Origin of the sequence: Alkanindiges hydrocarboniclasticus, assembly GCF_001982605.1 — a bacterium.
Classification (GTDB): domain Bacteria; phylum Pseudomonadota; class Gammaproteobacteria; order Pseudomonadales; family Moraxellaceae; genus Alkanindiges; species Alkanindiges hydrocarboniclasticus.
In genome coordinates this window covers 18300-30629 of sequence record NZ_MLCN01000032.1, presented here as the reverse complement: position 1 = coordinate 30629, position 12330 = coordinate 18300, and the positions used below count along the sequence as shown (strand labels likewise).

At 45.8% G+C, this 12330-nt stretch carries 12 protein-coding genes; 9 read left to right on the top strand and 3 right to left on the bottom strand.

Features of this window, described 5'->3' with window-relative positions; genetic code table 11:
• From BKE30_RS16055 to BKE30_RS12350, 7 genes are all read left to right on the top strand, one after another.
• The coding region (locus BKE30_RS16055) for a hypothetical protein (protein WP_198938081.1) at positions 1-465 on the top strand (465 nt) is incomplete at its 5' end.
• 3 nt (positions 466-468) lie between these two features.
• Complete coding sequence (locus tag BKE30_RS12375) at positions 469-1722, top strand: glycosyltransferase family 4 protein (protein ID WP_076878899.1); 1254 nt, start codon at positions 469-471, stop codon at positions 1720-1722.
• Complete coding sequence (locus tag BKE30_RS12370) at positions 1715-2326, top strand: sugar transferase (RefSeq protein ID WP_076878898.1); 612 nt, start codon at positions 1715-1717, stop codon at positions 2324-2326. Before BKE30_RS12375 ends, BKE30_RS12370 begins: the two co-directional genes overlap by 8 nt.
• Positions 2319-2969, top strand: coding sequence for an acetyltransferase (locus BKE30_RS12365; protein WP_076878897.1), 651 nt, complete (start codon positions 2319-2321; stop codon positions 2967-2969). The genes BKE30_RS12370 and BKE30_RS12365 overlap by 8 nt, the downstream gene beginning before the upstream one ends.
• Before the next feature lie 35 nt (positions 2970-3004).
• On the top strand, positions 3005-3823 hold the full coding sequence (locus tag BKE30_RS12360) for a DUF4184 family protein (protein ID WP_076878896.1): 819 nt from the start codon (positions 3005-3007) through the stop codon (positions 3821-3823).
• Positions 3824-3988: 165 nt separating this feature from the next.
• The gene (locus BKE30_RS12355) at positions 3989-5191 is read left to right on the top strand and encodes a DegT/DnrJ/EryC1/StrS family aminotransferase (protein ID WP_076878895.1); all 1203 of its coding nucleotides are present in this window, start codon (positions 3989-3991) and stop codon (positions 5189-5191) included.
• Between the two features lie 22 nt (positions 5192-5213).
• Positions 5214-7115: a polysaccharide biosynthesis protein gene (locus BKE30_RS12350; RefSeq protein WP_076878903.1), complete on the top strand. Its 1902-nt coding sequence runs from the start codon at positions 5214-5216 to the stop codon at positions 7113-7115.
• 81 nt (positions 7116-7196) lie between these two features.
• Here the strand turns inward: BKE30_RS12350 and BKE30_RS12345 are convergent, their stop codons facing one another.
• Entirely contained in the window at positions 7197-9005 is a 1809-nt protein-coding gene (locus BKE30_RS12345) for an isovaleryl-CoA dehydrogenase (protein ID WP_083698565.1), read from the bottom strand.
• A gap of 153 nt (positions 9006-9158) precedes the next feature.
• Positions 9159-9767, bottom strand: coding sequence for a DUF2239 family protein (locus BKE30_RS12340; RefSeq protein WP_076878894.1), 609 nt, complete (start codon positions 9765-9767; stop codon positions 9159-9161).
• A 190-nt stretch (positions 9768-9957) separates the two neighbouring features.
• On the opposite strand from BKE30_RS12340, the gene BKE30_RS12335 reads away from it, so the two are divergent.
• Positions 9958-11076 carry an NAD(P)-dependent alcohol dehydrogenase gene (locus tag BKE30_RS12335; RefSeq protein ID WP_076878893.1) on the top strand — a complete coding sequence of 373 codons (1119 nt, stop codon included), beginning with the start codon at positions 9958-9960 and terminating at the stop codon, positions 11074-11076.
• A gap of 172 nt (positions 11077-11248) precedes the next feature.
• Positions 11249-11932: an ion channel gene (locus BKE30_RS12330; RefSeq protein WP_076878892.1), complete on the top strand. Its 684-nt coding sequence runs from the start codon at positions 11249-11251 to the stop codon at positions 11930-11932.
• Between the two features lie 19 nt (positions 11933-11951).
• On the opposite strand, the gene BKE30_RS12325 is transcribed toward BKE30_RS12330, so the two are convergent.
• A complete protein-coding gene (locus BKE30_RS12325; RefSeq protein WP_076878901.1) occupies positions 11952-12314 on the bottom strand; it encodes a cupin domain-containing protein in 363 nt (120 codons plus the stop codon).
• Positions 12315-12330 lie beyond the last annotated feature (16 nt).

The following is a 12330-nucleotide window of genomic DNA, read 5'->3' as shown; positions in this document are numbered from 1 at the left end:
TATTTATATAGTTATTTTCCTAACTCAAGGTTATTGGCTATTTTTCGAGTCTTTGGTGGAGATCTAGAAGAAACAGATCAAGGATCAATAGGAACGCGAAGTGATTTATTCCTAGAAGCTTACAGTTTTTTTCTAAAAAATCCAATTTCTGGTATAGGTTTAGGTAATTTTAAAGCTTATTCAGTTTATGGATTTGATTATCCTCATAATGCACATTTAGAAGTTTTTACTGAGAATGGTTTATTTATCGGAATAATTTACTTATTATTCATAGCTTATGGTTTGTTTATTTCAAAATCTTTCCTAAGAATTATTATATTTTACTTTTTATTGGTTTGCACCTTTAGTGGAGATTTAGGCTATTTGAGATTTGCCTTTATCTTTATATTACTAAGTATTTGTATTAATAAAGAATCTAAGAAAGATGATTTTAAGTATTCCCAGAAATATCTTCACAAGAGTTGAAATATGAAAATAATCTATCTACATCAATACTTTAATACGCCAAATATGTCAGGCGGTACTCGTTCTTATGAGTTTGCCAAACGTTTGGTTCAGAAAGGTCATGAAGTTCATATTGTTACTTCATGGTGTAGAGAGACTGATCAACAGGATTGGTTTAGCACTGTAGAAGATGGAATCAATGTACATTGGTTTCCTAATGCTTATTCAAATCGAATGAGCTTTAAGCAAAGAATAATAGCTTTTTTTAAGTTTTCGTTTGTTTCTGCAATCAAAGCCGCAAGTATAAGAGCTGATATAGTATTTGCTACTAGCACACCACTGACGATTGCGCTACCTGCAGTTTATGCTGCCAGACGACAAAAAATTCCCATGGTCTTTGAGGTTAGAGACTTATGGCCTGAAGTGCCTATTGCCATGGAAGTCCTAAAAAAACCTACCCATAAATATTTTGCTAAAAAATTGGAAAAATGGGCTTACAAGAATGCTAAGGCTATTATTGCTTTATCGCCAGGAATGAAAGAAGGGATATTAAGTACAGGATATCCAACTGAAAGAGTGGCAGTCATTCCTAATAGCAGTGATAATGATTTATTTAGTATCAATCCTGATGAAACCTCTACTTATCGCTTAAGTATTTCTTGGCTGCAAAATAATCCTTTGCTTATTTATACTGGTACTTTTGGTTTTGTAAATGATGTAGGATATATTATTCCCATTGCAAAAGAGCTGCTGAAGCTTAATAAAGATATTAAAATTTTACTCGTCGGTGATGGAATCGAATATGAGAAAATTAAAGAGCTAGCTATTGAGCATAATGTTTTTGAGCAAAATGTGTTTTTACAAAAACAGCTACCAAAATCGGAAATACCTGTATTGCTAAGTGCAGCAACAATTGCCTGTAGCTTTGCCCGGGATATTCCTGCTATACGAGCAAATTCTGCTAATAAGTTCTTTGATGCTTTAGCAGCCAGTAAGCCCATTTTAATTAATTATGGCGGATGGCAAAAAGATATTATTGATAAAAATAATTGTGGTCTGGTTTTATGGCAGGATAATCCTATTGAGGCTGCTAGCAAAATAGTTGAATTTATTAGTAATAGCAATCAACTGAAAGCTGCCTCTTATGCTGCTAAGCATCTCGCTTTAAATCAATTTTCTAGAGATACTCTTGCTGAACAGTTTGAGCAAGTATTAAATTATGCTTTAGGAGTTGAAAAAAAATCTCCTCAACAGATTACTGCAGAATTTTATGATTAAGCGCCTATTAGACATCATTATTGCTTTGACTGCTTTATTGCTACTATCGCCTATCTACTTATTAGTCGCTTATAAAGTCAAAAAGAACTTGGGTTCACCCGTGTTATTTCGTCAGGTACGTCCAGGCTTGCATGGCAAGCCTTTTGAAATGATCAAGTTTCGTACCATGCGTGACGCCGTAGATGCACAGGGGAATCCTCTGCCAGATAGCGAGCGCCTAACGCCGTTTGGTCAAATGCTGCGCGCCACTAGCCTTGATGAAATGCCGGAACTATGGAATGTGATTAAAGGTGACATGAGCGTGGTCGGGCCACGGCCATTATTGATGGAGTATTTACCACTGTATAGCCCAGAACAAGCCAAGCGGCATAATGTACGCCCCGGCATGACAGGCTATGCACAAGTCAATGGCCGCAATGCTATTGGCTGGGATGAAAAATTTAAACTTGATACATGGTATGTTGAAAATCAATCGACATGGTTAGATTTTAAAATCATGTTTAAAACTGTGCATAAAGTGCTGTCAAAAGATGACATTAGCGCAGAAGGTGAAGCGACCATGAGCAAATTTACGGGTTCTGCTAAGAGTAACTCTAATGAATGATATTTATATTGGAGTATATGGAGCTAGTGGTTTTGGTAAAGAGGTTATGCCGCTAGTACGCCAACAATTTCCTCATTTAGCTACCGAACAATTTGTATTTATTGATGACAGCAATAATATACAGCAACTTAATGGTTATAAGGTGCTGAGCTTTGACCAGTTTATTCAGCATAAGGCATCTATTAAGAAAGTAACTATTGCCATTGCAAATAGTAAGGTTCGAGAAGAACTAATTGAAAAGCTTAATACTGAATCAATTCAGCATCTGGATGTTAAAGCAGAAAATGTAATAAGACTTGATGATGTGATGATAGGTAAGGGAAGCATCTTATGTCCTTTTGTTTGTCTAACTTCTAATATTAAAATTGGTAAGTTTTTTCATGCCAATATTTATAGCTATATCGCGCATGACTGCATTATTGGTGACTATGTGACCTTTGCACCAGGTGTTAAATGCAACGGCAATATTATTATTGAAGACCATGCCTATATTGGTACAGGTGCTGTCATTAAACAGGGCACACCGGATAAGCCATTGGTCATTGGTAAAGGGGCAGTGGTAGGAATGGGCGCGGTAGTTACCAAAAGTGTCCCTGCCGGGGTTACTGTAATTGGTAATCCAGCCAGACCACTAGTGCGGTAATGCGAATGTCAGGTTTTGACAGCCAGTGGCAATAAATGGCCTTTACCTTATCGCATATGGCAGCTGCCCTGCCTTTTTACCGTTGCCAGAGGTGGATGAGTTTTGAGGCGGTGTTACTTGGCAGCATGCTGCCGGACTTGCCTTATTTTTTAAATAGTCCGATATCTGTGTCTGATGAGTCCCATGGCTGGGCTGGTTTATTCAGCTATTGTCTACCCTATGGGTTGGTTATATTAATCCTATGGTATGGATTATTAAAGCCTGCGGCTATTGCTGTGGTGCAGCCTTGGTTCCCGTTCCTTATTGCAAGAGGCAGGTCGCATCAGCATTTTAGCCAATGGTTAAAGTTTGGCGTTACAGTAGTCTTGGGTTTATTGCTGGGTGCAAGTACCCATTTAATTTGGGATGGCATTACCCATCCTGATGGTTTTATTGCCCGGCATGTAGTTGTGCTACAACTACCAGTTAATAGTGGTTATTTTGGAACCATGCCATTGGCCCGTGTTTTGCAATACGGGACTTCGTTAGCGGGTTTAGGCTGGGTGGGCTGGTTTATACTCACTCAAATGCGAAACATGGCTTTTCACAAAACTGTGTTGGAAGATATCCCTATTATTGTACTTAAAAAATGGCATAGTCTATTGATTGTCATTTTAATGTGTGCTGGTTCGCTGTTTTGGAGTTTGCAGGCCATGCTAAAATGGCATAGCTTGTGGGTAACTAATACTTATTTGTTTTTAGCCAAGCTATTAGTTGGCCTGCTTCAGGGCGCAGCCAGCCTGTTTATCATTTATGCACTGATTTATCACATTTTATACTGGTTTTGTAAGCAGAAACAGTACTCCGGTAGATGACAGGAGTCAGGCGCCTCAGCAATGGGATTATAGTGTCCAGTGTAAGCACGCTGATAAAGCGTAAAATTAATGTCTTTGTTGAGGGGCTCCGGTAAGCATGCTTTAAATGCCTATACCAGCCTGAATTGAGACAGTAACCCAGATTTTTTCATTAAGATAGACATCATGCTAAATACTGCTTTTCAACCATGGCCCTGTTTTACGCAACAAGAAGCGGATGCTGTTGCCAATGTGCTGCTGTCCAACAAGGTCAATTACTGGACTGGGCAGGAGTGTCGCCAGTTTGAGCAGGAGTTTGCAGCCTGGGTTGGCGTACCGTATGCGGTGGCCTTAACCAATGGTACGGTAGCACTGGATCTGGCGTTAAAGGCTTTGGGGATTGGATCGGGTGACGATGTCATTGTGACATCACGGACCTTTCTGGCCTCGGCAAGCTCGATTGTAACCGCGGGTGCCAATCCGGTATTTGCAGATATAGAGCCTGATTCACAGAATATCAGCCTGCAAACTATTCAGGCTGTCATCACACCTCAAACCCGTGCCATTATTTGTGTGCATCTGGCTGGCTGGATGTGTGATATGGACCCTATCATGCAATTTGCCAATGAGCGTGGCATTTATGTGATTGAAGACTGTGCACAGGCGCATGGGGCATATTATAAGGGCCGTGCCGCCGGTTCGATTGGTCATATTGGGGCGTGGTCGTTTTGTCAGGATAAAATCATGACCACGGGTGGTGAAGGTGGCATGGTTACCACTCATGATGAGCAGTTATGGCAAAAAATGTGGTCATACAAGGATCATGGCAAAAGCTATGAAGCCGTTTATCAGCGCCAGCATGCACCGGGCTTTCGCTGGGTACATGAGTCATTTGGCACCAATTGGCGCATGACTGAACTACAGGCAGTCATTGGGCGAATCCAGCTCACCTATATGCCAGAGTGGCATCAAAAGCGCACTGCACATGCACAGGCTGTACTGGGTGCTTGCCAGCAGGCCGGAATTTTTGAGGTGCCTGTACCGTCTGAAGAGATCGTGCATGCCCATTATAAAGCCTATGCATTTATCAGGCCGGACCAGCTGGGCGCAGGCTGGAGCCGCGATCAGGTGATTGAGGAAATCAATGCCTTGGGGGTGCCGTGTTTTAGTGGGTCATGTTCGGAGGTGTATCTGGAAAAAGCCTTTGACAACACCCCATGGCGGCCAGCAGTGCGTTTGCCTGTTGCCAGACAGCTGGGTGAAACCAGTGTGATGTTTCTGGTACATCCAAGCCTAAGTGAAAGTGACATTGCAAAAACCCTGCATGCCATTGCAACAGTGGCTAAGAAGGCACGTAAACCATTAGGGGCTACTAACGCGAGTGAATAATCCCATGCCTGCCAACAACCTGATTCGTAGACCACTAAAAAGTCTGTCACGTTTACCACGCTGGCAAAAGCAGCTGATTATCATGACCAGTGATCTGGTGGTAATGGTTTTTATCTTGCATTTTTTAATGGCAGCGCGGTTACTTTCACTGGATTATCATTTGCCGTTCCAAAGCCAGCTGATCATTTATAGCCTGTCTTTTGTGTTCTTGACCTTAAGTGGTTTATATCAGGAAATTTTACGTTCCTTTAATGAACACTTGTTTAAATCGGTATTGCTGGGCCTATTTTTACTCAGTTTGGTGATGTTCAGCATTAATTCCATGCTGCTTAATATCCCGCGCTCGGTGCCCTTGCCGTATGTGTTTTTACTGTTTATCTGGATCGGGTTTAGCCGGATTATGGCGCGCTTTATGTTGCGTCATCGGCAAATCATTTTAACCCCCACCAAGAATATCCTGATTTATGGTGCCGGAGCCGCTGGGACAGCCTTATTCAATTCCCTCAAAAATCATCCCTATAAACGGGTGGTAGGTTTTGTGGAAGATGATCCGTTGCTGATGGGCGGGCGTATTGCAGGTGTCAAGGTGTACAGCAGTGGCGAACTACCGCGGGTGATTCCCAAGCATCAGGTAGAAAAAGTATTGCTGGCCTTACCTTCCATTACCCGCAGCCAACGCCGCGAGATTATTGAAAAACTGGAACCATTGATGGTGAAGGTGCAATCTGTACCGCCAATTGAAGAGTTGGTCAATGGTCACCTGAAAATATCGGATGTGCAGGAAGTCGACATCATGGATCTGCTGGGGCGCGACCCGGTGCCACCGATTCCTCATTTTCTAAAAGCCAACATTGAGCAAAAGGTAGTGATGGTAACTGGTGCTGGTGGCTCAATTGGTAGTGAGTTATGCCGCCAGATTATCAAGCTCAACCCCAAGCTGCTGATTTTGCTTGAGCTGTCGGAATATGCACTGTATGCCATTGAGCAGGAACTCAAAGCGGCTGCACCGGATTTAGGTATTATTCCATCGCTGGGCAGTGTGTTGCATCAGGCCAAGCTGGAACAGCTCATGCGTAATTATCAGGTCAATACGGTGTACCATGCTGCTGCGTACAAGCATGTGCCACTGGTTGAGGTCAACCCATTTGTGGGGCTGATGAATAACAGTGTTGGTACTTATCGTTGTGCCAAAGCGGCCCAGCATTCCGGGGTCGATACTTTTGTACTGATTTCAACCGATAAAGCGGTACGCCCAACCAATGTCATGGGGGCTTCCAAACGCATTGCCGAGCTGGCCTGTCAGGCACTGGCTGCCCAGCCGGATTGCAAAACCCAGTTTAGTCTGGTGCGTTTTGGCAATGTTCTCGGCTCATCAGGTTCTGTCGTGCCGCTGTTCCGCAAGCAAATTGCAGAAGGCCAGCCCATTACTGTAACGCATCCTGATGTGACCCGTTATTTCATGACCATTCCTGAGGCTGCCCAGCTGGTCATTCAGGCCGGGGCAATGGGCAAGGGAGGCGATGTATTTTTGCTGGATATGGGCGAGCCGGTTAAAATTGTGGATCTGGCCAAGCGCATGATTTTTTTAAGCGGCCTTACACCACGTGAGCCGGGTTCTGAGCATGGTGATATTGAAATCGTGTTTTCCGGCCTGCGTAGTGGTGAAAAACTGTATGAAGAGCTGCTGCTTGACGATGCCAATGGCGAGCGCACTGAACACAGCCTGATTGTACGTGCAGTTGAAAAACAGTATAGCCTTGAAGAAGTTGAAACCCTGTTGCAACTGATTACCACAAATGCCAGTGACTTGCATGGACTGGATGAAATCCTGACCCAGCTTGAACATTATGTGGATGGTTATCATCGCAGTCAGGTGTTTTCTCAACCCGAGCAGCTCATTGCCAATTGTCCCCAATCAGCCTGATGGATGAAAGCTATAAAAACAAACAGCCCGATTGATTCGGGCTTTTGTTTTTGCGGTTGTTGGCTGAATGGTTTTTTGAGGCTAAACCTGATAGGTGCGGTGAATAATAGCCTTGGCATTAACCCCTATGGGCAGGCTGCCATAATTGTGCATGCCTTGCTGGCCCAGACGTGACAGACAAAATGCGGTTGAAACAGAGTCCGGTGCATGTTGCAATAATAAAGCAGCCTGCAACACTACCGCCAATTGGTCGCCCACATGGCGGGCGCGAAACTCCAGATATTCCCGATTCTGAAACTCTGCCTGCAAACGACTGACAGCCTGATCAAACAAGGCATGTTTACCCAGCGCCAGTCTGACTTCATTAAAATAAGCATCCACTGTGGCTGGGGTTTTGGTCATGGCACGTAATACATCCAGACATTGCACATTGCCTGAGCCTTCCCAGATGGTATTAATGACCGCTTCACGATACAGACGCGGCATGGGGCTGTCTTCCATCACGCCACTGCCGCCAATCACCTCCATGGCTTCATAGCTATGATTGGGTGTCCGCTTGCAAATCCAATATTTGCCAATGGCTGTGGCAATACGGGCCAGTAAGCTTTCATGCTGATTTGTTGCATCCAGCTCTTGTTGATCCAGCGCGCGGGCCATGCGCATGGTCAATGCCAGTGCGCCTTCATATTCCAGGGTTAGGTCAGCCAGCAGGTTTTGCATCAGGGGCTGGTCAATTAATTTTTTACCAAAGGCTACCCGTTGCTGGCAATGGTGAATGGCCTGAATTAGCCCCATACGCATAATGGCCGTTGAACCAATCATGCAATCGAAGCGGGTTAAGCTCACCATTTCAATAATAGTGGCCACACCGCGACCTTCATCGCCCACCAGCCAGCCAAACGCCCCACGAAATTCTACTTCACTGGAGGCATTGGACACGTTGCCCATCTTGTTTTTGAGGCGAATCACCTGCAAGGTATTTTTAGTGCCATCTGGTCGCCAGCGTGGGACTAAAAAGCAGGACACCCCAGCCTCGGTTTTGGCAAGAACCAGAAACAGGTCGCACATGGGTGCGGACAAAAACCACTTGTGGCCTGTGATTTCATAGGTCTTGGTTTCATAGCTTTCCCCCGGCCCATGCTGGTCAATGGGCGTTGCAAAAGTGGTGTTGGCCCGCACATCAGAACCGCCCTGTTTTTCGGTCATGCCCATGCCTACCGTCAGGCCATTTTTCTGGCTGGCTGGCAGATTGCGCGGGTCATACACTGCGCTTAGAATTTTATCTTCCCACAATGCTGCCAGTTTTGGGGTGGTACGAAGACTGGGAATGCAGGCAAAAGTCATGGTGGTGGGGCAGATATGGCCTGCTTCCACCTGTCCCTGCATTAACAGCTTGGCAGCCCGCGCAACGTGTGCACCCGCTACCGGATTAACCCACGGCAGCGCATGCAGCTGGTGGGCAAATGCCGAGCGCATCAGCTCATGGTAAGCCGGATGATAATGCACCACATCCACCCGATGACCAAAACGGTCATGCGTGTCCAGCTCCGGCTTGTATTTATTGGCCAGATAACCCAGATGCAAATATTCACGCGAACCAGTCAGCGCGCCAAACTGGCTTAAATCTTCCATGGCCCAGACTGCACCTTCGCGCTGCACGGCTTCCTGTAAGGCCTGATCGCTGGTCAACAGGTTGATGTCGCCCAGCTCAGATGACACATTAAACACCGGATGGGTTTCTGCCTGTGCAGGAACCTGGGCATTGGCATGTAAGGGAAAAGAATCATGCAGTAAGGAAGAACCAAGCGTTGAAAAAGAGCCTTGCGTTGAAACAACAGGCTGGTCTGACTCCAGTACAGGCGTGGTTAAGGTCCTATTAGGCGGATTCATTACAGGTCTCCTAAACGCTGGTTGCTGATTTTTTATGCATTGAACATGCCATCAAGCCTACGCCAGCGCATTTTTAAACCCAGTGGCAAAAACTGACATTGACTGGATAGTCAGCCAGATTACAGCCATTGCTAACACGGCTTGGTACACAGTTTATTGTTCAGCTTCATCCTGAACTTGTCCAAACGCCGGTTCAGCCAGTTGTCGCACATAATCACGTAAATCGGCTGGCCATTGTTCAGTGTATTGTAAAAAAATTTCCTTTTTACCGGCATATAGTGCCCTTGCGGCTTCCTCATAGCCTGAGGCATTACCCAGCATGGCAGTCATAAATCGGTCGGCAGCTTGCTGCGCCTGTTTTATTCCACCAGTCGCCTGATCCTGTTTACGCGCCTGATCCACCAGTTTGCGCAGGGTGGCTGAGGCACCACTGGGCTGATTAGCCAGCCACTCCCAATGACGCGGTAACAGGGTAACTTCACGCGCCACCACCCCAAGTTTTGGCCTGCCCGGCGTGCGCAGCTCTCCGGTTGTTGAAGGCTGGACAATGGTGTGTTGCGCTCTCAATTGGGCTATAAGGTTTTCGTGGCTCATCGTTAAATCAATATCAACGATGCGTCCAGTCTGGTCATCAAAAATAAAAATAGTCTGGCCCGGCTGCTGTTGCATGGCGTTACTAACCGCTACGGCTACCTCCCAAGGACATCCTCGAGCAAATTGCTGCACATCTTGAAAAGCAGTCCAATGGGTGGATGTAGTCATATTGTGCTCAGGTATCATTGATAAAGGTAGCCTAATTTACCCGGGTAATAATAATTAAGCAATATTACCCGGGTAAATTAATAGCAGAAAACAACTTAATTTTTTTGCACAGCAACTGTACAGAAAATCTACGTATCTGGCGCTGGCTTAATGGAACACTGGCATGCATCAGAAATACTGGATTAACACTATGCGTGCAACAGCAGCCATATTTGAACGTTCATTGGTATCTCTATCACGTTATCCCAAGTTAAAGCTGGCAAAAATTGAGCTGGATGAACCACAGGAATATGAAGTGCTGGTCAAGATCAGCAGTTGCGGGATTTGTGGCACCGACCATGAGGTATTGAACGGTGACCTGCCTACCGGCAAACCCTGTGTATTGGGGCATGAAGGGGCAGGCATCATTGAAGCAATAGGCAGCAAAGTAAGCCAGTTTAAAATTGGTGATCGTGTGCTCATCAGCTTTCCATCCTGTGGTAAATGCCGCAATTGCCTGCGTGACCAGCCGCGTTATTGTGAACTGGCCGGGCCGCTGTCGTTTGGTTTCCAGCGGCTGGATGGCTCGCATGCCATTAAGCTCGCCAATGGTGACAAGCTGTACGGCAATTTCTTTCAGCAGTCGAGCTGGTCAACCCATGCCATTACCCTTGAGCGCAACCTGATTAAAGTGCCAGACAGCATTGATCTGGACTTGATGGGACCGCTGGGTTGCAGCATTACGACGGGTGCAGGTGCGGTGTTTAATGAATTACAGCCTGAAGCGGGCAGTAGTATTGCCATTTTTGGTGGTGGTTCTACCGGTCTGGCTGCTGTAATGGCTGCCGTAGTGCGTGAATGTGAAACCATTATTGTGGTTGATCCCAATAGCAACCGCTTAAAGCTGGCCAAAAAACTGGGCGCGACCCATGTGTTTAAATCTGAAAAAGAAGCCATTGCCGCCAAGATTCGCCTATTAACCAAAAACCGTCTGGATTACAGTCTGGACTGCACACTGGGCGGTAAAATGGTGCCTGCTGCTATGGAATCCCTAGGGATTCTGGGTGTTTGTGGCATGGTGGGTGGCGGCTCGCCTTTGCATAGCTTTAAGCTGAATCATGCCGATACCCTATATGGCAAGCGCCTGATTGGCATTGTAGGCGGTGGTGGTAAAACTCCGAATGCGCATCAGCAGATTATGCAGTTGCATGAGCAGGGCAAGTTCCCACTAGAAAAACTGGTCAAGTTTTATCCGTTTAAAAAAATCAATGATGCCATTCGGGACAGTTTTAGCGGCAAGGTGGTCAAGCCAATTTTAAAAATGAATTAGCCTTGGCAAATGATGAAGCCCTGTTCCGGATGCTTTCCCGGGACAGGGTTTTTATTAGACAGTACCAATTGCCATTCATGGCCCGGTTACCATAAGCCTCATAAGGCCCAAAGGTTTTAACAGACAAACATGACATACTTTTCAACAGGTTAATCACCATAGCTATAACACCATGCACAGCCTGCTCATTCACTGGAAAGGTTTAAAACTGTTGCCCTCAGCATGGTTGCTGTTTTTACAATTACTGATTTTATGCTTATCACCGCTGACCAATAGAACCCTCAATACCCATGCGTTATCGTGGTGCCTCAGTGCGCTGGCCTTGTTGTTAATTGCCACCATTATCCGCCGCAGTCCTATTTATACTTTGGTCGGCTTGGTATTTGTCACTACAGCGCTGATCTTGTCGCTTACCATTGTGGCGGGTTTTGGCACCCCCATGCTGCAAGTCATTGCCAATGTGGTGGAAGCTGCCGCCTATATTTATGCTGCTGCAGGCTTGCTGATGTATATGTTTGCCGACAAATACCTCACCCGTGATGAGCTGTTTGCAGCGGCCACCGTATTTACCTTGTTTGCCTGGGCATTTGCCTTTTTATATAGTGCTTGCCAGACCTTATTTCCGGCCAGCTTTACCGCACTGGCCGACGGGGAGCTGGGTCGCAGTTGGCTAGAGCTGCTATTCCTTAGCTTTAGCGTGCAATCGGGAACTGGTTTAAGTGATATTGTGCCGATTGCACCTGCCTCACGGGTATTGGTTTCGCTGCAAATGTTTGTAGGGGTGATGTATTTAACGCTGGTGGTATCGCGTCTGATTACCCTGCAGTATATTAAGTATGCACCCAAACGCGATTAACCGTGATGGAGTCTGGTCGTTAGACTATGGTTTCTACGATCACATAATATTTTTCTACCGGTTCTACCACTTCAAACATACCGACAAAACCGGGTGGAATAACACCAGCCTGACCTGCATGAATTTCCACAAATTCACCTTGCGCATGGTGCAGGCGCACAATCCCTTTAATTAACTGAAAAAACTCTTGTTTATTGCTGGCAAACGCAATGCGCCAAGCACCCACTTCACACTGCCAAATGCCACAGCTCATGTTGGGGTGTTCATACAAGCTGGTGGTTAGCCGTTTTGGGTTACCTGCAACGAGACGCTCCGGACGCGGATAATCTACCGTTGCCTCGGCGAGTGCCAGTCCTTGTCCTGCAATAAAAATGTCGGCCATCAGCTTACCATCCACT

Bases quoted from the DNA above. Each gene is read 5' to 3' on its own strand.
- BKE30_RS12345 (WP_083698565.1), bottom strand. From the start codon at position 9,005: ATGAATCCGCCTAATAGGACCTTAACCACGCCTGTACTGGAGTCAGAC.
- BKE30_RS12325 (WP_076878901.1), bottom strand. From the start codon at position 12,314: ATGGCCGACATTTTTATTGCAGGACAAGGACTGGCACTCGCCGAGGCA.
- BKE30_RS12370 (WP_076878898.1), top strand. From the start codon at position 1,715: ATGATTAAGCGCCTATTAGACATCATTATTGCTTTGACTGCTTTATTG.
- BKE30_RS12355 (WP_076878895.1), top strand. From the start codon at position 3,989: ATGCTAAATACTGCTTTTCAACCATGGCCCTGTTTTACGCAACAAGAA.
- BKE30_RS12375 (WP_076878899.1), top strand. From the start codon at position 469: ATGAAAATAATCTATCTACATCAATACTTTAATACGCCAAATATGTCA.
- BKE30_RS12340 (WP_076878894.1), bottom strand. From the start codon at position 9,767: ATGACTACATCCACCCATTGGACTGCTTTTCAAGATGTGCAGCAATTT.
- BKE30_RS12360 (WP_076878896.1), top strand. From the start codon at position 3,005: ATGGCCTTTACCTTATCGCATATGGCAGCTGCCCTGCCTTTTTACCGT.
- BKE30_RS12335 (WP_076878893.1), top strand. From the start codon at position 9,958: ATGCGTGCAACAGCAGCCATATTTGAACGTTCATTGGTATCTCTATCA.
- BKE30_RS12330 (WP_076878892.1), top strand. From the start codon at position 11,249: ATGCACAGCCTGCTCATTCACTGGAAAGGTTTAAAACTGTTGCCCTCA.
- BKE30_RS12365 (WP_076878897.1), top strand. From the start codon at position 2,319: ATGAATGATATTTATATTGGAGTATATGGAGCTAGTGGTTTTGGTAAA.